Source organism: Luteibacter sp. 9135 (assembly GCF_000745005.1).
GTDB lineage: Bacteria > Pseudomonadota > Gammaproteobacteria > Xanthomonadales > Rhodanobacteraceae > Luteibacter.
The window spans coordinates 2755211-2775883 of sequence record NZ_JQNB01000001.1 but is presented as its reverse complement, the minus strand read 5'-3'; the positions used below and the strand labels follow the sequence as shown (position 1 = coordinate 2775883).

At 65.8% G+C, this 20673-nt stretch carries 16 protein-coding genes; 4 read left to right on the top strand and 12 right to left on the bottom strand.

The genetic code is table 11. From position 1 onward, the window contains the following. Window positions 1–96: 96 nt before the first annotated feature. The 8 genes from galU to cmk all read right to left on the bottom strand — a co-directional run bounded on the left by galU (window position 97) and on the right by cmk (window position 8304). A complete protein-coding gene (gene galU, locus FA89_RS11915) occupies window positions 97–975 on the bottom strand; it encodes a UTP--glucose-1-phosphate uridylyltransferase GalU (RefSeq protein WP_036140790.1) in 879 nt (292 codons plus the stop codon). Continuing rightward, window positions 972–2870 (bottom strand): polysaccharide biosynthesis protein, encoded by a 1899-nt coding sequence (locus tag FA89_RS11910; protein WP_036140789.1) that lies wholly within the window; start codon window positions 2868–2870, stop codon window positions 972–974. Before FA89_RS11910 ends, galU begins: the two co-directional genes overlap by 4 nt. After that, window positions 2857–3894, bottom strand: a complete 1038-nt coding sequence (locus FA89_RS11905; RefSeq protein WP_240003889.1) for an MraY family glycosyltransferase — start codon at window positions 3892–3894, stop codon at window positions 2857–2859. The genes FA89_RS11910 and FA89_RS11905 overlap by 14 nt, the downstream gene beginning before the upstream one ends. Next, the gene (lapB, locus tag FA89_RS11900; RefSeq protein WP_036140788.1) at window positions 3891–5063 is read right to left on the bottom strand and encodes a lipopolysaccharide assembly protein LapB; all 1173 of its coding nucleotides are present in this window, start codon (window positions 5061–5063) and stop codon (window positions 3891–3893) included. The genes FA89_RS11905 and lapB overlap by 4 nt, the downstream gene beginning before the upstream one ends. After that, entirely contained in the window at window positions 5060–5320 is a 261-nt protein-coding gene (locus FA89_RS11895; RefSeq protein ID WP_036140787.1) for a lipopolysaccharide assembly protein LapA domain-containing protein, read from the bottom strand. The genes lapB and FA89_RS11895 overlap by 4 nt, the downstream gene beginning before the upstream one ends. Window positions 5321–5393: 73 nt before the next feature. After that, window positions 5394–5696, bottom strand: coding sequence for an integration host factor subunit beta (locus FA89_RS11890; protein WP_036140786.1), 303 nt, complete (start codon window positions 5694–5696; stop codon window positions 5394–5396). 84 nt (window positions 5697–5780) lie between these two features. Next, window positions 5781–7454, bottom strand: coding sequence for a 30S ribosomal protein S1 (gene rpsA, locus FA89_RS11885; RefSeq protein ID WP_036140785.1), 1674 nt, complete (start codon window positions 7452–7454; stop codon window positions 5781–5783). A gap of 169 nt (window positions 7455–7623) precedes the next feature. Next, the gene (gene cmk, locus FA89_RS11880; RefSeq protein ID WP_081916507.1) at window positions 7624–8304 is read right to left on the bottom strand and encodes a (d)CMP kinase; all 681 of its coding nucleotides are present in this window, start codon (window positions 8302–8304) and stop codon (window positions 7624–7626) included. Window positions 8305–8423: 119 nt separating this feature from the next. On the opposite strand from cmk, the gene FA89_RS11875 reads away from it, so the two are divergent. The 4 genes from FA89_RS11875 to FA89_RS11855 all read left to right on the top strand — a co-directional run bounded on the left by FA89_RS11875 (window position 8424) and on the right by FA89_RS11855 (window position 11560). Next, entirely contained in the window at window positions 8424–8687 is a 264-nt protein-coding gene (locus FA89_RS11875) for an acyl-CoA-binding protein (protein ID WP_036140784.1), read from the top strand. 367 nt (window positions 8688–9054) lie between these two features. Further along, a protein-coding gene (locus FA89_RS11865) for an IS3 family transposase (protein ID WP_185754187.1) occupies window positions 9055–10193 on the top strand; the annotation gives its coding sequence in 2 pieces (ribosomal slippage) (window positions 9055–9301 and window positions 9301–10193; 1140 coding nt in all). A gap of 201 nt (window positions 10194–10394) precedes the next feature. Beyond that, window positions 10395–10700 (top strand): transposase, encoded by a 306-nt coding sequence (locus FA89_RS11860; protein ID WP_036137204.1) that lies wholly within the window; start codon window positions 10395–10397, stop codon window positions 10698–10700. Further along, window positions 10691–11560 carry an IS3 family transposase gene (locus FA89_RS11855; RefSeq protein ID WP_185754475.1) on the top strand — a complete coding sequence of 290 codons (870 nt, stop codon included), beginning with the start codon at window positions 10691–10693 and terminating at the stop codon, window positions 11558–11560. Before FA89_RS11860 ends, FA89_RS11855 begins: the two co-directional genes overlap by 10 nt. Before the next feature lie 568 nt (window positions 11561–12128). Here FA89_RS11855 and treY read toward each other — a convergent pair. From treY to glgX, 4 genes are read right to left on the bottom strand one after another with little or no spacing between them, the layout of a single operon-like run. Further along, window positions 12129–14738: a malto-oligosyltrehalose synthase gene (gene treY / locus FA89_RS11850; protein WP_036140783.1), complete on the bottom strand. Its 2610-nt coding sequence runs from the start codon at window positions 14736–14738 to the stop codon at window positions 12129–12131. Beyond that, a complete protein-coding gene (gene malQ, locus FA89_RS11845; protein WP_051938716.1) occupies window positions 14735–16813 on the bottom strand; it encodes a 4-alpha-glucanotransferase in 2079 nt (692 codons plus the stop codon). The genes treY and malQ overlap by 4 nt, the downstream gene beginning before the upstream one ends. Before the next feature lie 3 nt (window positions 16814–16816). Further along, on the bottom strand, window positions 16817–18568 hold the full coding sequence (treZ, locus tag FA89_RS11840) for a malto-oligosyltrehalose trehalohydrolase (protein ID WP_036140782.1): 1752 nt from the start codon (window positions 18566–18568) through the stop codon (window positions 16817–16819). Beyond that, window positions 18565–20673: a glycogen debranching protein GlgX gene (glgX, locus tag FA89_RS11835; protein ID WP_036140781.1), complete on the bottom strand. Its 2109-nt coding sequence runs from the start codon at window positions 20671–20673 to the stop codon at window positions 18565–18567. Before glgX ends, treZ begins: the two co-directional genes overlap by 4 nt.

Below are 20673 nucleotides of genomic sequence, written 5' to 3'. Positions count from 1 at the left end.
CACGCGAGCGCAGGATGTTACGCACGTAACGCCGTTACGTAACCACAAAAAACCCGCACCTTTCGGCGCGGGTTTCTGTAGGGCCGAGCCCGGAACTCAGGCCTTGTTGGCGAACTCGCGGACGATCGGCGCGAGCTTGGGATCTTCCAGGGCCATCGCCATCGTGGCGCGGACCAGACCGGCCTTGTTGCCGCAGTCGAAGCGCGTGCCGGCGAAGCGGTAGGCCAGCACCTTGCCCTTGGCCTTGAGCAGGTCCTCGATCGCATCGGTGAGCTGGATCTCCCCGCCGGCGCCCTTCTCCGTCTTCTTCAGGTACTCGAATATCTCGCACGGCAGGACATAGCGACCCACCACGGCGAGGTTCGACGGGGCATCGGCCGGCTTGGGCTTCTCCACCATGTGGCGAATGATGGTGGCGCGATCCGTGACCGCCTCCGTTGCATCGACGATGCCGTACTTGTCGGTGTCCTGCTCGGGCACTTCTTCCACGGCGATGACACCGGCGTCGTTGGCGTCGGCCACCTCGGCCATCTGGCGCAGTGCGCCCGGGCCGGTCTTGTTCCAGATCAGGTCGTCGGGAAGCATGACGCCGAAGCGCTCGTTGCCCACCACCGGCGCGGCGCGCAGCACGGCGTCGCCGAGACCGAGGGCTTCCGGCTGCGTGACGAACACGCAGCGCACGTGCCGCGGCAGGATGCCCCGCAGGATGGAAAGCAGTTCATCCTTGTGCTTCTCGGCCAGCTTCTCTTCGAGTTCGTAGGCCTTGTCGAAGTAATCGGCAATGGCGTGCTTGTAGCGATTGGTGACGAACACCAGCGTGTCGGCACCGGCGTCGACGGCCTCGTCCACGGCGTACTGGATCAGCGGACGATCGAGCACCGGCAGCATTTCCTTGGCTACCACCTTGGTCGCGGGGAGGAAGCGCGTACCGAGGCCAGCCACGGGAAATACGACCTTGCGCAGGGGTTGGGTCATGCGATGTCTCCACTTTCGTTACGACGTAACGGCAGCACGTTGTCGCTTTGCGGCTCGCTCCAGCGGAACGACGGCAGCAGCTGCGACACGCACCGACGCAGGGTTTCTTCATCGAACGCCGCCACGGCCTCCTCGGCCCTGGCCAGCTGCACCTGAAGCATGTCCCACGAGACCTGGCGATGCTGCGCCTGGAAGATCTTCGCGTGGGTCGTGCTCGTATAATTCTCCAACGGGTGGAACAATTCTTCGAACAGCTTCTCACCCGAGCGAAGACCGGTATAAACGATCTGGATGTCCGAGCCGGGACGCTTGCCGGCCAGGCGGATCATCTGCTCGGCGAGGTCGCGGATCTTCACCGGGTCGCCCATGTCCAGCGCGAAGATCTCGCCACCCTTGCCCAGACTGGCCGCCTGCAGGATCAGCTGACAGGCCTCGGGAATGGTCATGAAGTAACGCGAGATCTCCGGGTGGGTGATCGTCACCGGACCGCCCTGGCGGATCTGCCGGCGGAACAACGGGACCACCGACCCGGCGGAATCCAGGACGTTACCGAAGCGAACCGTAATGAAACGTGTAGACGTATGCGCGGCAAGATTCTGACACCAGATCTCCGCCATGCGCTTGCACGCACCCATGACCGAGGTGGGATTGACCGCCTTGTCGGTGGAGATCAGTACGAACGATGCCGCGCCGCAGCGCACTGCGGCATCGGCGACGACGCGCGTGCCGAGCACGTTGTTGCGGAAGGCCTCGCGCAACTGGCCCTGCAACATGGGCACATGCTTGTACGCGGACGCATGGAAGACGATCTGCGGCTGCGTCTCCTGGAACAGGCGGTTGATCGCCGTGGCGTCGCGCGCGTCGGCCAGCACACCGTTGAAGATCAGCTCCGGATAAGCCGAGGTCAGTTCCTGCCCGATGCGGTAGAGGTTGTATTCGGACATCTCCACCACGGTCAGCGACGCCGCCCCCAGGCGGGCCACCTGCCGGCAAAGCTCGGAGCCGATCGAGCCGCCGCCACCGGTCACCAGCACCCGGCCGCCGCTGATGTTTTCGCGGATCGCCGTCCAGTCCAGTTCCACCGCGTCGCGACCGAGCAGGTCCTCGATCGCGACTTCCTTGATTTCATTGAACTGGGCACGCCCCGCGACGACATCTTCCAGACGCGGCACCGTGCGGAACGGCAGGCCGGTGCTTTCGCAGAAAGCGACGATGCGGCGCATCTGCGCCGTGGTGGCACCCGGGACGGCGATGAGCAGCATCTGCACAGCGACGGCCTTGGACAACTCGGCCAGCTGGTCCACGGTACCCAGCACCGGGATGCCGCCGATCTGGGCCCCACGCAGTGCCGCGTTGTCGTCGACGAAACCGATGACGCTGTAACGGCTGTCCCGACGCAGGTCGCGCGACAACGCCTCACCCGCGCGATCGGCGCCCACGATCAGCACGCGCTTGGTCGGCGTGGACTGGAATAGGTCGATGCGGCTGTCTTTCCAGAAACGGTAGCTCAGGCGCGGCACGCCGAGCAGCACCACCAGCACCACGGGATAGATCATGAAGACCGACCGTGGGACCCCATCCAGGCGCGAATACATGACCATGGCCAGGCCGATGATCAGGGTGCCGAAGCACGTGGCGCGGATGATGTTCCACAGGTCGGGCAGGCTGGCGAATCGCCATACACCCTTGTAGAGGCCGGTCCAGTTGAACACGGCACCCTGCACCAGCAGCACGATGGGAAATTCCATCGGCAGGTAGGATATCGGTGCCAGGTCCGGCATCAGGGCGTAACGGAGGGTCTTCGCAATCCACCAGGCGAACGCGGCCATGGCCAGGTCGTGGGCGACGACCGCCGTGCGGGGATGGATGATGCCGATGAACTTACGCAGAAACATGTCGCTCCCTTCGACGCAAGCCGTATCGCTTGCCAGTACGCCAGACCGCGGCTCCCGCCAGGTAGGTCGCCGCGAAACACACGGGCGCCGCCGCCGGGAAGCGGAACGCGATCCATGCGACGGGAACACAGACGAGAACATTCCATGCGAGGTAGGCCAGGCCTACCCTGCGATGCGATGCGCCACGCCTCACCAGCCATTGGTAAAGGTGTTCGCGGTGCGGAGTGTACCAGCGCGCACCGCGCAGCATTCGCACGAGCAACGTCAAGGTCGCGTCGATGACGAAGGCGGAAGAAAAGACCAGCGCCGGCCAGAGGAGTTCCGTGCGCCATGCCCAGAGCATGGCGGACAGCGCGAACACCATGAGGCCGAGGGTGGCGCTGCCCACGTCACCCATGAAGATACGGGCCGGAGACCGGTTGAACCACCAGAAGCCCAGCGACGCGGTGGCCATCGCCAGGCCCGCGCCCGCGAGGGCCGGGCTGCCTGCCGACCAGGCCAGCGCTGCGCAGGCGGCACTGAAGAACATGGCCTGCTGGGCCGCCAAGCCGTCGATGCCGTCCATGAAGTTGTGCAGATTGATGCACCATACGCCGGCCAGCAGCAGGGGCACGGCCCACCAGAGGCTGGCAGTGACGGACGCCACGGCCAGGCACAGCAGGAGCGTCGCGGCCAGCTGGATCGCCAGGCGCGGCCGGATCGGCAGCGAACCGTGGTCGTCGAGCCAGCCGATGCCCGCCACCGCAATCACGGCAACGGAAAACGCTGCGGTGATCGCAGCACCCGGTGAGACCGGGAGGAGCAGCAGCGCCGCCGGCATCCCGGCCAGTGCGCCCAGCACGATGCCGATGCCTCCGCCGCGCGGCGTGGGCACGCTATGCGAGCGGCGACGCCCCGGGGCATCCAGCATGCCGCGCCGGCGGGCGTAGGCGATGGTGGCCCGGACGGCGGCGAACGAGACGAGGAAGGCAGCGAGGCCACAGGCGACCAGCGTCGGCAGGAGGCTGACGACGACGGGCATCATTCGTTGGCGACGCCATGGATGGGACGAACGGTACCCCAGCTCTTGCAGCTGGGGCATTGCCAATGATGGGCCTTGGCGCCGAAACCACAGCGACTGCAGCGATACATGGCCTGGCCCTCGAGCAGCTTGCGCGTGAGGTCGCGCAGGATCAGGTAGTTCTCCCGCGCCTCACCGGACACCTTGTCCATCGTGGCGTCGATGAGCGCCATCAGGCCTCGCACGGACGGCCGCTTGCGCAGCTGCCCGGTCAGGAAATCGATGGCGGTGCGTTCACCGTCCCTGCCCTCGTACAGACGTGTCAGCGCCAGCACCGGCGAGATGCCGTGGTAGCGCTCCATGATCTCGCGCAGGAAGGTCTCGGCACGGTCCATCTGCTGCGAGCGCGCATAGCAGTTGAGCAGCGGCGGCAGGATTTCCGGAACGAAGGCGATATCGGCGGCGATGGCGGCCTCGTACGACGTGATGGCGTGCGGCAGGTCATCGTCTTCGGACGAAAGGCGCCCGGCGATCATGTGCGCGCGCACGCAGTCGTGCTGGCAGGCGAACGCCTCGCGGACATAGTCGCGCGCTTCGGTGCGGGCGCCGTGCTGGCGCGACTGCTCGGCCAGTTCGCAGTAGAACTGCGCGATCATCGGCGACTCGTCTTCGCTGGTCATCGTTTCCAGCCGACGCGCGTGATCGATCGCCTTGTGCCATTCGCGCTCGTGCTGATAGATGGCGATGAGGTGCCGCAGCGCCGACGGGGCCAGCGCATCCATGGCCACCAGATCGGAAAACAGGGTTTCGGCACGGTCCAGCAGGCCCGCACGCATGTAATCCTCGCCCAGTTCGAGCAAGGCCACCGTCTTCATTTCGTCGGAAAGCCCGGGCCGCGAGACCAGGTGCTGGTGCAGGCGAATAGCGCGATCCACCTCACCGCGCTTGCGAAACAGGTTGCCCAGGGCCAGGTGGGTCTCCACCGTATCCCGGTTGTATTCGGCCAGGCGCAGGAAGACCTCCAGTGCCTTGTCCTGCTCCTCGTTGAGCAGGTAATTCAGGCCACGGAAGTAATCGGAGGAAAGCGCATTGACCCGCTCACCGGAACGGCGGGTGTGCGTACGGCGGGCGAACCACCAGCCGCTGACGAAGGCCAGCGGGGGGACGAGCGCCAGCAACCAGATCGGATTCATGCGGTCGTTGCGCTGCCTACCTTGCGTTCTTTGCGCTCACGCCGGCGCAGGCGCCGATGGGCGAAGGACGTGCCCAGCCAGGCGGTGAGCCCACCCAGGATCCAGCCGACCAGAATGGCGGCGAGGATGGTGCCGCCCTTGGGCAACGACGCCCGGGCAAAGCCGAAGTCGAACGCCACGAGATCGGCGTTGAGTGCCCCGAAGACCACCCCGGCGGCGACGAACAACAAAAGGAAAAGGATGACGAGAAGGCGCATCCCCGGACTGTACCCGAATCGTGAACACGATGGTGCAGCGCGGTGGGGCTTTCGTACATAAAAAAACGCCGCGTCAGAGCGCGGCGTCGGTTTCCTCGATCAGGTTTACGCGTTCGCGTAATTCCTTGCCGGGTTTGAAATGTGGCACGTGCTTGCCCGGTAGGGCCACCGCTTCGCCGGTCTTGGGGTTGCGCCCCATGCGCGGCGGACGGAAGTGCAGCGCGAAGCTGCCAAAGCCGCGAATCTCGATGCGCTCACCCGTGGACAAGGCATGGCTCATCTGTTCGAGCACGCTCTTCACGGCGAGTTCCACATCGCTGAAGGCAAGGTGGGTCTGGCGCCGCGCCAGCGCCTCGATCAGTTCCGACTTGGTCATGGGTCCCCTGGTTCTTCTTTAAAGCTGAAGCAAAACACCAGTCAAACAACAGCGAGGGGCGGTGAACCGCCCCTCGCCCGACGGTTAGTCGGCCTTGTTCATCTGCTCCTTGAGGAGCGCACCGAGCTTGGTGGTACCGCCTGCGGCCGAGGCGTAATCGGCCATGGCGTCAGCCACGTCCTCTTCGTCCTTGGCGCGGATCGACAGCTGGAGCTGACGGCCCTTGCGGTCCATGCCGGTGAACTTCGCCTCGATGGCATCGCCGACCTTGAGGTGCGTCGTGGCGTCTTCCACGCGCTCCTTCGCGATGTCGTTGGCACGGATGTAGCCTTCGACACCTTCGCCGAGGTCGATGATCGCACCCTTGGCGTCCACTTCGCGGACGGTGCCGGTCAGGATCGTGCCGCGCGGATTCGTGGCCATGAACTGACCGAACGGATCCTGCTCCATCTGCTTGATGCCGAGGGAGATGCGCTCACGCTCCGGATCGACCGCCAGAACCACGGCTTCGACTTCGTCGCCCTTCTTGAAGTTGCGGACGAGGTCTTCACCCGAGGCCTGCCAAGAGATGTCGGACAGGTGGACGAGACCGTCGATGCCGCCGTCCAGACCGATGAAGATACCGAAATCGGTGATCGACTTGATCTGGCCGGACACCTTGTCGCCCTTCTTGTGCATGGCGGCGAAGGCTTCCCACGGGTTCGAGCGGGTCTGCTTGATACCGAGGGAGATACGACGACGCTCCTCGTCGACGTCCAGAACCATGACTTCCGTCTCGTCGCCGACCTGAACCACCTTGGCCGGGTTGACGTTCTTGTTGGTCCAGTCCATCTCGGACACGTGCACCAGGCCTTCGACGCCCGGCTCGATCTCGACGAAGCAGCCGTAATCGGTGACGTTGGAGACCTTGCCGAACAGGCGGCTGCCGACCGGGTAGCGGCGCGCGATGGCGACCCACGGGTCGTCGCCGAGCTGCTTGAGGCCGAGCGACACGCGGTTGCGCTCGCGGTCGTACTTGAGGACGCGGACGTCGAGTTCGTCGCCGACGTTGACCACTTCCGACGGGTGACGCACGCGCTTCCACGCCATGTCGGTGATGTGCAGCAGGCCGTCGATGCCGCCGAGGTCGACGAATGCGCCGTAATCGGTGAGGTTCTTGACCACACCCTTCACGACCGCACCTTCCGTCAGGCGCTCGAGCAGCTTCTCGCGCTCTTCCGAGAACTCCGTCTCGACAACCGCGCGGCGGCTGACGACGACGTTGTTGCGCTTGCGGTCGAGCTTGATGATCTTGAACTCGAGGTCCTTGCCCTCGAGGTAGACCGGATCACGGACCGGACGCACGTCGACCAGGGAACCGGGCAGGAATGCGCGGACGTCCTTGATGTCGACGGTGAAGCCGCCCTTGACCTTGCCGGAGATCTTGCCGGTGATGGTCTCTTCCTTGTCGAACGCCTGCTCGAGGTCGTCCCACACCATCGAACGCTTGGCCTTCTCACGGGAGAGCTTGGTCTCGCCGAAGCCGTCTTCGAGCGCATCGAGCGCGACCTTAACTTCGTCGCCCACTTCCACTTCGAGCGCGCCGTTCTCGTCCTTGAATTGCTCGATCGGGACGATGCCTTCGCTCTTCAGGCCGGCGTTGATCACCACCACGTCGTTGCGGATTTCCACAACGATACCCGTGACGATGGAGCCGGGCTTCAGCTTCGAAATGGCCTGCTGGCTCTGTTCAAACAGTTCGGCAAAACTTTCAGTCATCTTGATTCCAGGGTTATGAAAGGTCGTACCCGGCGCCTGCGTAACATCTATGAACGCCTGCGGACAGGGGACCCACCGGTTGTGGGCGCTGGAAGACCCCTGAGAGGTCGCTCCGCGCCGTTGCCATTGCCCCGTGCACACTGCACGGGAATCGTGCCGTGACCCGTCCTTACGGACGCACCACCGCGAATACGTTTGCCACCACCGTGTGGATCGGCATGCCGGTGGTATCGATGACCACGGCGCCCTCGGCGGGCTTCAACGGGGCGACCAGCCGCGACGCGTCTCGCTCGTCGCGCGCCTCGATCTCACGTTGAAGAACGGCAAGTGTAACGCTCAGGCCCTTATCCTTCAACTGCTTATAGCGCCTTTTCGCCCGTTCGGCGGCGCTGGCGGTCAGGAAGACCTTGTGCCCGGCATCCGGGAAAATCACCGTACCCATGTCGCGACCGTCGGCCACCAGCCCCGGCGCCTTGCGGAAGCCGTGTTGCAGGTCCAGCAACGCCTGGCGAACGCTGGGGATCACCGCGATGGCCGACGCCGCAGCGCCCGCCGTCTCCGTGCGCAGCTCGTCCGTGGCGTCGTGCCCGTTGACCAGGATGTGCGTCTCATCGCCCGCGGGACTGGGCTTGAAGCGGATCTTGACGGTCTGCGCGCAGCGAGTGACCGCGTCCACGTCGGACAGGTCGATACCCGCCTCCCCCGCCGCGTAGCCCACGGCACGATAGAGGGCACCGGAGTCAAGCAGGTGCCAGCCGAGCTTCTCGGCCACCCGCCGGCTGATGGTGCCCTTGCCGGAGCCGGAGGGGCCGTCGATGGTGAGGACCGGAGCGGCAGCCGATGCGGGCATGTGGGAAACCTCGTTCGCTAAACCGGCATGATATCGCGTCGGCGCGCGGCCGTCGGTGCATGGACGCATCGGCCGCGCCATGCTACAAGGCGCCGAACGATCCACCGGGGCCTCCTCCCATGTCCGACGACCTCCAGAGCCAGTTCGAGCAGGCTTACCTGGACATCACCCGTCTGGGGACGCGGCCGGACAACCATACGCTGCTGCGCATCTACGCCCTCTACAAGCAGGCGACCCAGGGCGACGCCTCCGGACCGAAGCCCGGCTTCTTCGATTTCGTGGGGACGGCAAAGCACGAGGCCTGGTCGCGCCTGGCCGGGTTGCCGCGTGAGCAGGCCATGCGCGATTACGTCGCGCTGGTTCGGTCGCTGGAGGGGGGCTGATGTGAGTCTGGATGTGAAGGGCTCGCCTTTGGCTTCGCTTTGGGCTTGGGGCCTGGGGCCTGGGGCCTGGGGCCTGGAGCAAGAGCCGGCGGGTGCCACCCTCGGGGCCACGCCTGCGGCGACCCGTCAATGAAGGGCCGCGTGCGCGGCCGTTTATTGATTGCCCTTCGGGCCGGGTCGGGCTTCGAACGGGGGTTTCCGATTCGCCCTCCGTGGCTCAGCGGAAACGGCCGGCCGTCCTGGCCGGCCCCCTTCAGGCCTTGTCCGTTCGAACCCCTCGCCTGCGGCTACCGGCCCCGAAGGTGGCTGAGGTGGTCTAATCTTTCTGGACAGTCCGATAGGATTCACGGGCAGAAGGAGGTGAGCTATGGGACGTAAAGAGATATCGCAATCGCAGCGAGACGACGCCGTGCATCTGGTGGTGGCCGAGGGGCATACGGTACGACAGGTATGCCAGCTGATGGATGTAGGCCCGACAGCGTTGAGGCGCTGGCTGGCGATACATGAAGAGGCTAAGTCGACCGGGGTTCATGCCCCCACGGCGGCGGATGATCGGCGGCGTATCGTCGAGCTTGAGTCGCAGGTACTTCAGCTAAAGGAGGAGCGCGAACTTTTAAAAAAATCCATCGCCTTCTTCGTTCGGGAGAGCGATCGCCCACGGCGGTGATCGACGAGCTGAAGGAGGCCTACCCGGTATCGCGGCTGTGCGAGGCGATGGAATACCCCCGTAGCAGCTATTACGCCAAGCGGGCAGAAGAGGTACAGCCGGCGGTTGCCGATCCGGCGCTAGTAGCGAGGGTCAAGCAGATTCATCGCCAGAGCCGAGGCAGTTACGGCACCCGTCGCATGGCGGCTGAGTTGGGTCGCCAAGGCATGCCGACAGGGCGATATCGGGCGCGCACGTTGATGAGGCAGGCCGGTCTATGGGCCGAGCGGGTGCGTCGGCACGTGTACCGGACGGCGAGCAAGGCGGCTGTGCCGGCCCCCAACCGCCTCGAACGGCAATTCAACGTCGCCCGGCCCGATCAGGTTTGGGTCGGTGACATTACCTTTGTGCCTACCCGACAGGGTTGGCTCTATCTGGCCGTTGTCGTGGATCTTTATGCACGCCGGATCGTGGGCTGGGCCTTTTCAACCCGGCCGAATGCACAGCTGGCCGTTGCCGCCCTGGACATGGCAATCAGAGAGAGGAAACCGTCGGGGAATCTCATGTTCCACTCCGATCAAGGTGCGCAGTACAACAGTTTTGACTTTCTCGGACGCCTCAAGGCCCTGGGGATTACCCAAAGTATGAGCAGGCGCGGCAACTGTTGGGATAACGCGGTTGCCGAGCGCGTCTTCGCCACGTTGAAAACCGAATGGGTGACATCGACTTACAGCAACCGCGATGAAGCCCAAAGCGACATCACTGTTTTCTTGACGTCGTACTACAACTACCGGCGCCTACATGCGGCCAACGGGCAGGTGCCGCCAGCCATTTACGAGATGATGGCGGCCCGAAAATAACGCCCTATCGGGTGTCCAGAAATACTTGACCACGACAGGCACCCGCCGGCTCTTTCCAGCACTGAGGTTGCGTGTGGGGAGAGCGAAAGAGCGGGGTTTCGCTTCGTTGCTGGGAACGCTCGCTTGCCTGGTGTGCATGTGAGCTTGCCCGGATTTGATGGACACCCATCGTGAGCCGTAAGGTTCGTTCAGAGGTGTCCCATGTCAAAAAGAATTCGTCGTCAGTTCACACCTGATTTCAAGGCCGGCGCGGTTGCCCTGGTCCTTGAGCGAGGTCAGCCGGTGTCTCGGGTATGCCGTGACCTGGATCTGGTCGAGAGTGTCTTCAGGCGCTGGATCGAGAAGGTTCAAGCCGGTTCTGGAGCGCCTTCGCGATCGCCCCCCGCCGTTCCGCTGACGGCCGAGCAGGCCGAGATACAGCAGCTTCGACGCGAGAACGAGATCCTGCGGATGGAGCGTGACATCCTAAAAAAAGCGACGGCGTTCTTCGCCAAGGAATCGAGCTGAGATGCCGGTTTATCGAAGCGGAGAGCGCGTCGTACTCCATCGTGGTCCTCTGCCGGCTGCTCGAGGTGGGTCGCAACAGCTTCTATGCCTGGCGGCATCGCCAAAAGCATCCGAGCCCCCGCGTGCTTCGTGACCGCCAGCACCTGGCGCAGCTGAAGCAGTTGCATGAGCGCAGCCGAGGGCTTTACGGCAGTCCCCGGCTATGGCATCTGGCTCGTGAGCAGGGGCTGAGCCTGGGGCGCCATGCGACCGCCCGCTTGATGCGCCAGGGCGGTCTCGTCGGGCGCAGCTGGCGTACAAGCAAGGCATCACGACGGGCCGCCACGGTGTCCGCGGTGGCCGATAACCATGTTGATCGATGCTTCACCACGGCCGCGCCTGATCAGGTCTGGGTAACGGACATGACACAGTTCGCCACGCAACAGGGTCCAATGTATCTGGCCGTCGTGATCGATCTGTACGCCCGGCGAGTGATTGGCCACGCAACGGCTGCGACTATGCATACCGACTTGCCCTTGCAGGCTTTGCGCATGGCCGTAGGCCAGCGCGGTTCGGCGCAGGGAGTGCTCCATCACTCCGACCAGGGCAGTCAGTACACGAGCGCGGCCTATCAGGCCGAACTCGCTCGACTGGGTATGCGGGTAAGCATGAGCCGGCGCGGCGAGTGTTGGGACAACGCGGTGGCTGAGAGCTTCTTCAGTACGTTGAAGTGCGAGATCGCAGCCCCACGCCGCTACGCCTCGATCGAGGAGGCACGCCACGTGGTTTTTGAATACATCGAAGTGTTTTATAACCGGCAGCGCTTACACTCGACCAACGGCTATCGATCGCCTGCGGCGACCGAAGCTGCTATCCCATAACTTGAGTGTCCATTAAACCGGGGCAAGCTCAATGGCATCGGTCGCCTTAGGTACGTCGAGGGTTCGCGCACGTGCGTGCGCTCCTACCCCCAGCCGGCAGATCACGCGTTGGATAGTCTCTGGCCTGCCCTACCCCTGGGGTAGGAGCCCACGATGTGGGCGAAAAGCCAACAAAGCGGCGACGCCACACCCTGCACGTCTGCGGTCGCTCGCGTAACAACCTGCCTCAGTCTTGGGAAGAGCTGGCGGGTAGCCCCCTCGGGGCCGGTAGCCGCAGGCGAGGGATTCGAACGGATAAGGCCCGAAGGGGGCCGGCCAGGACGGCCGGCCATTTTCGCTGAGCCATGGATGGCGAATCGAAAATCCCCGTGCGAAGCCCGACCCGGGCCCGTAGGGCCATAGATAAACGGCCGCGCCAGCGGCCCTTCCTTAGCGGGTCGCCGTAGGCGTGGCCCCGAGGGGGCTACCCGCCGGCTCTTGCCCCCAAAACGCCAAAGCTCCAAGGCTCCAAGGCCAAACGCGATGCCGAAGGCGAGCCCGCCCCGGGCTTCCGGGAGGCCCTCTCAACCTAGCCCTCGACCTCGCGCCAAACAGCCACCGGCAAGCCTTCAAAAACTCGCTCAAGGCCAACACGACCACCCGCCAGGTCCGCACCTGAGAAAACGCTCACCCAGCGCCTCTCAGGCAAAGCCACCGACGTACCCGCCCAGCAATCGTCGGCAATGGCTGGCGTGTCCTGGCCAGCGACCCACTCCGCCGTGTGCCGTGCCACGGCCACGAACAGCCGCTGTCCCCGGTACTCGCGCGTAAAGCCGATCACGTGCTCGCTGGCCGAACCCTCGGCAGTCAGCGGGCGGTAGTCGCCGCGGGCGAACAGGTCGGGGTACTCGCGGCGCGTGTCCAGCAGACGGGCGATGACCGACTGCTTGACCGCGCCGTCGCGCCAGTGTCCGATCGCCTCGCGGGGCGATTCGGCCTGCGCCAGCGAAGCTGCGCGCGCCGGGAAATCCACGGGGCGGCGATTGTCCGGATCCACGAGGCTGAAATCCCAGTAGTCGCTGCCCTGGTAAAGATCGGGCACGCCGGGCGTGGTGATGCGCAGCACCGTCTGCGCCAGGCCGTTGGCCGCACCCGGCGTGGCGATGTAATTCGCGAACGCGGCGAACTCCGCCGCCACCTCGCTGGACAGTATGGTGCGCAGGAAATCCTCGCAGGCGTCTTCGTAAGGCTCGTTGGGCGAGGTCCAGCGCGACCAGCGCTTGGCTTCGCGCAGGGCCTTGCGCTGCCATGCCGCGATACGCGAGGCGAAGCGCTCGACGCCCTCGGTATCGTCAGGGGCGAGGTTCAGTGGCCACGCCCCCACCAGCATCTGGTAGAGCATCAGTTCGTCGCCGGCGGCCGGTGCCATGCGGCCCTCGGCGCGCTGGCGGAAATCCGCATGGCGGACACGCCAGCGCTCCGCCGTGACCACCCAGCGCTCGGCCACCTCGGACAGCACGGCCAGGCGGGCGCGCAGGTCTTCGCCGCGCTTGTGGTCGTGGGTCGCCGTGGCCAGCAGGTTGTGCGGCAGGGTCTGGATCCTTTCTACGCAGCGGGCATGGAAATCGTCCACCGACATGGCCAGGCGACCGGCATCGACCCCCACTTCGTTACGTGAGAGCAGTCGGCCGTACCGATACCCCGCCGTGTCCTCCACGGCCTTGGCAGCCACGGGCGACGTGGCCTGCTGGAACACCGCTATCGCGCGCTCGCGTGCCCGGCGCACGGGGCCCGGGGGCAGCGAACGCGGCGCCTCGCCGCCCAGCCACGACGACACCAGGGTCAGCAGGTCGCCGTCCTCCGTGCGCAGCGTGCGCGACGCACCTTCGACGGCGCGGGAGAAGAAGGCTTCGTCGATCTCGTCCCGGCCCATGCCGCCGGCATAGGTGCGGTACACGGGAAAATGGACCAGCAGTTCGACGAGGACGCGGCGCACCGCGGCCAGCGACACGTCGCGCGTGGCGACATCGGCACGCGCCGCGGCGAACAGGGCGCGCGCGGTACGGTCCAGTTCGGATTCGAAACTGTCGACCAGTATCTGCCGGCGTGCCCGCACCGACTGCGTCCCGAAATCCGCCGACTCACCGGTCAGCTTGCGCCACAACTCGGTCAACGGAGCCTCGCCACGCTGGCAGTGCAGCACCGCCGAGACCTGGTCCATGAACTCGTAGCCGGTGGTGCCGTCGGTGCGCCAGTCGAGGCGCAGGCCTTCGTCCTCGGCCAGGATCTTCTCGACCACGATGTACGCGCCGCCTTGCGGTGCCGACGCCGGGCGCTGCGGACGCAGCTTGTCCAGGCGGTGACGCAACTGACGGCAATAGCGACGCGGATCAGCCAGACCGTCGACGTGGTCGCAGCGCACGCCGTCGATCAGGCCTTCGGCGTATAGGCGGAAGATGGTCTTGTGCGTGTCCTCGAACACTGCCGTGCGCTCGATGCGCAAGCCGACCAGTTCGTTGACGTCGAAGAACCGTCGGTAGTTGACCATATCGCTGGCCAGCTTCCAGAAGGCCAGGCGATAGTGCTGTTTTTCGATCAGCGCGTGCAGCCGCTGCCGGCCCTCGTCCGTCGAGGGATCGTGCGCGGCGGCCGCGTCGTCGCCCAGGCCGGCGACCGATGCCGGCGACAGCGGCAGGCGATCATCGTACACGCCGAGCATCCAGGTCTCGCCGCGGCGGACCAGGCGAAGGTGGCCCGCGCGCAGCGTTTCGTCATATCCGGCGCCCAGCATCGGCAATAGCAGGCGTCCGCGTAGCAACGGATCGGGCGTGGTCCACTCGATATCGAAGTAACCCGCGTAACGGCTTTCCCGGCCGTGCCGCAGCACGTCCATCCACCAGACGTTCTCACTGCCGACACCCATGTGATTAGGCACGATGTCGACAACCAGACCCATGCCGTGTTCACGCAATGCAGCGATGAGACGGCGCAATGCATCTTCGCCACCGATTTCTGGATTGACCTCGTGGCAGTCGACCACGTCATAGCCGTGTGTCGAGCCGGCACGGGCGCGCAGGATGGGCGAGGCATAGAGATGGCTCGCACCGAGGCTGGCGTAATAAGGGACGACCGGCACGGCGTCGTCGAGCGTGAAGCCGGCATGGAACTGCAGGCGAGCCAGGGCGCGTGGTGGGGTCATGTACGGTTCCGGGTCTGGTCGATCGCCGCGCAGACGGCATGGGCAATGGGGCCGTCGAAAAGTCGTGCCGACGAATCAGGCATGCGCCGCCGCCAGTTCGGATGAATGGCGTCGGTGGGGCCCGGGAGGTTGGGTTGTTCGTGCAGGCCGAGCACATCCTCCACGGGGAAGATCGCCAGCGGCGCGGGCGCCTGCGAGACGTGGCGCGCGGCAGCCACGACCACCGGCGAGATGTCGTCGACTCCGGGCGGAGCGTCCTCGTTCCAGGCCGAACCGGAAGCGCACATCGCACGCCAGAGCGCAGTGCGCTCTCCCGCGCGCTGGGCCTCCTCGTCCACGGCGGGATCGTCCAGGCCGGTGAGCTTGCGCCACGCCACGTCGCGCCCGCTCCACCATCCCGCGACGGTCGGGATGTCGTGCGTACTGGTGGTGGCCATGGCGTTATCGGACCATTCGCGCGGCGAGACGAAACCGCCGTCCTCGGCGCGTTCGAACCACAGCACGCGGATGCCCAGCACGCCCTTGTCGGCAATCGCATGACGAAAGTCGGCCGGCACGGTGCCGAGATCCTCACCGATCACGATGGCGCGATGCAGGTGCGACTCGAGCGCGATCAGCCGCAGCATGTCGGCCAGCGGGTAACGCAGGTAGGCGCCTTCGGTGGCACCGGCCCCGTGCGGCACCAGCCACAAGCGCTTCAACCCGAGCACGTGGTCGATACGCACGCCGCCGGCATGCGCCAGCGCGGCGCGCAGCATGCCGATGAAGCCGCGGAACCCTGTCTCACGCAGGCCGCGGGGCGAGAAGGTGGTGAGGCCCCAATCCTGGCCCAGGCGGTTCAGGGCGTCCGGCGGTGCACCGACGGACAGGCCGGAAAGCATTTCGGTCTGATGGGCCCAGGCATGGCTGCCACCGGAGTCCGCACCCACCGCCAGGTCGGCGACGAGGCCGATGGCCATGCCCGCATCCCGGGCGGCTTTCTGTGCCCCTTCCAGCCCCTGCGCGGCCAGCCACTGCAACCACGCGTGGAAGGCCACCTCACGGGCGTGCTCGTTGACGAACGAGGTAACCTCGCGCGATGCGGGGTCGTGGTACTCCGTCGGCCAGCCCTGCCAACCGCCCGGGCGGCCGTGCGCGGTGAAATGGCCATGCAGCGCCTCGAAGCGCGCATGGCGTTCCAGCGGCTCGCCCTGCTCGCGCCGGAACGCCATGAAGCGTTCGGAGTGCGCCAGGTCGACGGACGCCCATTCGAACAACGAACGCAAGACGGTCATCCGCGCGCGGGCGGCGCGTGGCCAGTCGATCAACTCGAGCCATTCCAGCTCGGCCAGTTCCTGGCGCAGGTTGTGCGTATCGATTACGGCACGTACCGTCTGCTCGCCGCTGGTGCGCACGGGATCGACATACAGCCCGTTGAGAAACAGACGGCTGGACGGCGCGTAAGGACTGTAACGTTCCGGCGCCGCGGCAAACAGCGCGTGCAGAGGGCTGATCGCCAGGGCGTCGGCGCCCTTCTCCGCGGCGGCTTTCGCACAGAGCTCGAGTGCGCTGAAGTCGCCGATGCCACCGTCGCCGGGACGACGCAGGGCGGCCATCTGCACGGCCATGCCCCACGGCCGGCGGGCACCGGCGATATCGCCGACGCCGAAGCCTCGTGGCGGTGCGACGGCAAGGGTGATCTCGTCCTCGTCCAGCATCAGGGTGTAGTACCCCGGGATGGACGGCGCGGCGATGTCGCCGACGCCCGAGGCCAATTCGCCTTCAGCCACGCGGCCACCTTCGCTGTCCAGCACCTTCCACACGCGTCCGCGTGGCAGCGGGGGAATAGCGACCCGCTCGCCCGCGTCAGCGGTAATCATGCGCGGCGGTCGGCGCCCCGTGCGCTCCAGCTCGAGCAGGCGCAGGCTGGCTTCGACATCGTCGCCGTTGTCGGCAGGCAAACCCACGGCGCGGAGCACCGCGCGAAGGGTGGCATCGGGCGTCGTCTGCGGCCGGCCCAGCGCATCGCGCCAGTCGACATCGATACCGGCCTGTCCGGCGAGCAGCGCAAGACGATCGTCGAGGGGGACGTTCACGGATCAGGACTCCAGGCAGGCTACAGTGCGACGGGCCGGAACGGACCCGCGCGAAACGGAAGCGACGTCCGCGGCATCGCCGTGCAGCCAGGCCGCGGACGGCGATGGTGGCTGCTGGATCGTGATGTCGGTGTCGCCGAGGTTGACGTACAGGGTCAGCGTAGCAGTACCCAGTTTCCATGCGGCACGGAAGGCTCGATCGCCCAGGGCCTCCGCACCGCTGGCGGTGGCTTCGCCGATATGCGGCGCCACGTGCTTGTTCCGCTGCGCGATCAGTTCCTTCAGCAGGTGGCGCCGCGCTTCGCCAGCGCCTTCCTCGCGAACGGGAATGGACGCGGTAAACGTGTCGTAGGCGTTGGGATCGGGAATTTCCTCACCGCCAAAACCGGTAAATGCCTCGAATTCCCGGCGCCGGCCTTCGCGCACGGCCTTGCGGAGGTCTTCATCCTGAAAATCGGTGAAGAACAGGAATGGCGTACGGCTGGCCCATTCCTCGCCCATGAACAGCATCGGTACGAAGGGCGCCAACAGCAACAGCGCCAGCGCCGCGTCCATCGTTTCCGCGTGCACCAGCGTGGTCAGGCGATCGCCGAAAGCACGATTGCCCACCTGGTCGTGGTTCTGCAGGAAGTTGACGAAACGGCTGGCAGGCAGGTGCGCGCTTGACTCACCCCGGCGCTTGCCACCCATGTCCTCGCCCTGGAAGACGAAGCCCTCCTGCAGGCTGCGCAACAGCTTCGGCAACGCCGGATGGTAATGCTGGTAGTAGCCCTCGTCCTCGCCGGTGAGCAGCGCGTGCAGGGCGTTGTGGAAATCGTCGTTCCACTGCGCATCGAAACGATCCCGCCCGAGCAGACTGGCCTGGTTGGCTTCGTTCTCCAGCACCAGGTGCACGTGCCGCTCCGGCCCGACGGCCGCATGCACACGCGCGGCCAGCGAGGCGAGCCAGCCCGGGTTACCGATGGCGTGCACGGCATCGAAGCGCAGGCCGTCGAAGCGGAATTCCTCGATCCAGTACAGGGCGTTGTGTACGAAGAAGTCACCCACCTGAGGCGTGGCGACCCCGATGGCGGCACCCCATGGCGTATGCACCGACGCGTCGAAGAACGGCGATGCATAGGCGCCGAGGTAATTGCCGTCCGGACCGAAGTGGTTGTAGACCACGTCGAGGAAGACCATGAGGCCCAGCCCGTGGGCCGTGTCGATCAAAGACTTAAGGTCATCGGGCGAGCCGTAGGCATCGGCGGGCGCATACGGCAGCACGCCGTCATAGCCCCAGTTGCGCTCGCCGGGGAACTCGCCGATCGGCATGAGTTCGATCGCGGTGATGCCCAGCGAGACCAGGTGCGGCAGCATCATCTCCACGCCATGAAACCCGCCCAGGGCGCCGACATGCAGTTCGTAGAGGATGGTTTCGTGCCACGGCCGGCCCTGCCAGACGGTATGCCGCCATGAGAACGCGCGCGGGTCGACCACCACGCTGTAGCCGTGCACATCACCGCCTCGCTGGCGGCGAGATGCCGGGTCCGGGACGACCGTGCCGTCGGCCAGGCGGAACCGGTATCCGGTGCCCGCTTCCGCGGGACAGATGCACTCGAACCAGCCGTCGTCCAGGGCGCGCATCGTCGAGGCCTGTCCCGTATCGCATTCGATCGAAACCTCCTCGGCGTCGGGTGCCCAGAGCCGGAAGCGTGCGGTGCCCTCCCCGGTGAGTTGCGCACCGTACGGCATGGTGTGCACGTAGTCGCGGGTCATGCCGGCTCCGTCCGTACCGTTGCCGCCAGCAGCACCACGCTCCTGCCCTCCACATCGATCGTCGGTTCGGTCCACGGTAGCTCCGGCGCCAGTGGCGCGGCAGTGTTGCAACGCAGCCGCCAGTTCGCGGCGGGCTGCGGCAAATGAAAGAGGTGCGTCTCCGGCGTGGCGTTGACCAGGATCAGGGTCACGTCGGCACGTTTTTCGGCATGCACCTGGGCACGTCGCAAGGCAAGCAGGCGGCCCTCGGTGTAGCCCCAGGTATCCAGGGTCATCTCCGCGCCGCTCTCGTCGAACCACGCGACTTCGCGCATGCCGGGGGCCACCTCGGTGTCGCCGCGGAGGAAGTGCGCGGCGCGCAGCGTGGGGTGCTGCTCGCGCAGGCGGACCAGCCGCGCGACGAACTCGGTCAGCTCACGCCCCCCATCGGACGTGGCCAGTTTCCAGTCGTACCACGATAGCTCGGTATCCTGGCAATACGCGTTGTTATTGCCGTGCTGGGTGCGGCCGAACTCGTCGCCACCCAGCAACATGGGCGTGCCGTGCGAGAAGAACAGTGTGGCCAGCATGGCCCGCTTCTGCCGGTCGCGCTGCAGACGGATGGCCGGATCGTCCGTTGGGCCCTCGACGCCGTGGTTGAAGCTTTCGTTGTCGTTGCCGCCGTCCCGGTTGTCTTCACCGTTGGCGTCGTTATGTTTGTCGTTGTAGCTGACCAGGTCCTGCAGCGTGAACCCGTCGTGCGCGGTGATGAAGTTGACCGACGCCCACGGCTTGCGTTTCTGGTGGTCGAACAGTTCGCCAGAGGCCTGAAGACGACCGGCCAGCGCGCCGCGCATGTTGGAATCGCCCTTCCAGAACCGGCGGATATCGTCGCGGAACTGCCCGTTCCACTCCGCGAAGCCGGGCGGATGGTTGCCCAGTTGGTAGCCGCCGGGACCGATGTCCCAGGGCTCGGAGATCAGCTTGACGTTGGCCAGCACCGGGTCCTGACGCATCGCGTCGAACAGGCCGCAGCACGGATCGAAACCGTGCTCCTCGCGGCCCAGGCTCACGCCGAGATCGAAGCGGAAACCGTCCACGTGGAAGGTCTGTACCCAGTAACGCAGGGAGTCCATCACCAGCTGGAGCACGCGCGGGTGGGCCGTGTTCACCGTGTTGCCGGTGCCCGTGTCGTTGATGCAGTAACGGGGGTTGTCCGGCATCAGGCGGTAGTAGCTCTTGTTGTCCAGCCCGCGGAACGACATGGTGGTGCCCAGCTCGCTGCCCTCGCACGTGTGGTTGTAGACCACGTCCAGGATGACTTCGATGCCCGCGGCATGCAGCGCCTGCACGGCGGCGCGAATTTCGTTCAGGGCACCCTCGGCGAGATAGGCGGGCTCCGGTGCGAAGAACGCCAGAGTGTTGTAGCCCCAGTAGTTGCGCAGCTTCATCTCGGCCAGACGACGATCCTGCAGGAACGCATGCACGGGCAGCAGTTCCACCGCGGTGATGCCCAGCTTGACCAGGTAGTCGATGACGTAGGGATCGGCCAGCGCGATGAAGGTACCCCGCTCGTGCGGGCGGATGCGATGCAGCATCCGCGTGATGCCCTTCAGGTGGGTCTCGTAGATGATCGTCTCGTTCCACGGGGTGTGCGGACGATTGTTGTGGGTCCAGTGCATCGGCTCATCGACGACCACGGCCTTGGGCATGGCCGCGGCGCTGTCACGCCGGTCGAATGAAAGGTCCGCACGCGGCGACGCCACCCGGTAGCCGTGCAGCGCATCGGACCAGCGCACCTGCCCGTGCAGCAGGCGCGCATAGGGGTCCAGCAGCAGCTTGTTGGGATTGAAGCGGTGCCCCTCTTCCGGCGCGTACGGGCCGTGCGCGCGAAAGCCGTAAAGGGTGCCGCCACGCACGCGTGGCAGGTACCCGTGGAAGACCTCGTCCGTGCACTCGGGCAGATCGTAGCGGGCGATCTCGCGCTTGCCGGAGGGATCGAAAAGGCAGAGTTCGATGCGTTCCGCATGGGCGGAAAACACCGCGAAGTTCGTGCCCATGCCGTCGCACGTGGCACCCAGGGGGTGCGGCGTGCCGGACTGCATGCGCTCGGGAAGTGCAGGCAT

Excerpts from the sequence above, each read along its gene's own strand:
- rpsA (WP_036140785.1), bottom strand. The coding sequence starts at position 7,454 with ATGACTGAAAGTTTTGCCGAACTGTTTGAACAGAGCCAGCAGGCCATT.
- lapB (WP_036140788.1), bottom strand. The coding sequence starts at position 5,063 with ATGAATCCGATCTGGTTGCTGGCGCTCGTCCCCCCGCTGGCCTTCGTC.
- FA89_RS11905 (WP_240003889.1), bottom strand. The coding sequence starts at position 3,894 with ATGATGCCCGTCGTCGTCAGCCTCCTGCCGACGCTGGTCGCCTGTGGC.
- galU (WP_036140790.1), bottom strand. The coding sequence starts at position 975 with ATGACCCAACCCCTGCGCAAGGTCGTATTTCCCGTGGCTGGCCTCGGT.
- cmk (WP_081916507.1), bottom strand. The coding sequence starts at position 8,304 with ATGCCCGCATCGGCTGCCGCTCCGGTCCTCACCATCGACGGCCCCTCC.
- FA89_RS11895 (WP_036140787.1), bottom strand. The coding sequence starts at position 5,320 with ATGCGCCTTCTCGTCATCCTTTTCCTTTTGTTGTTCGTCGCCGCCGGG.
- treY (WP_036140783.1), bottom strand. The coding sequence starts at position 14,738 with ATGACCCCACCACGCGCCCTGGCTCGCCTGCAGTTCCATGCCGGCTTC.
- FA89_RS11910 (WP_036140789.1), bottom strand. The coding sequence starts at position 2,870 with ATGTTTCTGCGTAAGTTCATCGGCATCATCCATCCCCGCACGGCGGTC.
- glgX (WP_036140781.1), bottom strand. The coding sequence starts at position 20,673 with ATGCCTGCACTTCCCGAGCGCATGCAGTCCGGCACGCCGCACCCCCTG.
- treZ (WP_036140782.1), bottom strand. The coding sequence starts at position 18,568 with ATGACCCGCGACTACGTGCACACCATGCCGTACGGTGCGCAACTCACC.
- FA89_RS11875 (WP_036140784.1), top strand. The coding sequence starts at position 8,424 with ATGTCCGACGACCTCCAGAGCCAGTTCGAGCAGGCTTACCTGGACATC.
- FA89_RS11890 (WP_036140786.1), bottom strand. The coding sequence starts at position 5,696 with ATGACCAAGTCGGAACTGATCGAGGCGCTGGCGCGGCGCCAGACCCAC.
- FA89_RS11860 (WP_036137204.1), top strand. The coding sequence starts at position 10,395 with ATGTCAAAAAGAATTCGTCGTCAGTTCACACCTGATTTCAAGGCCGGC.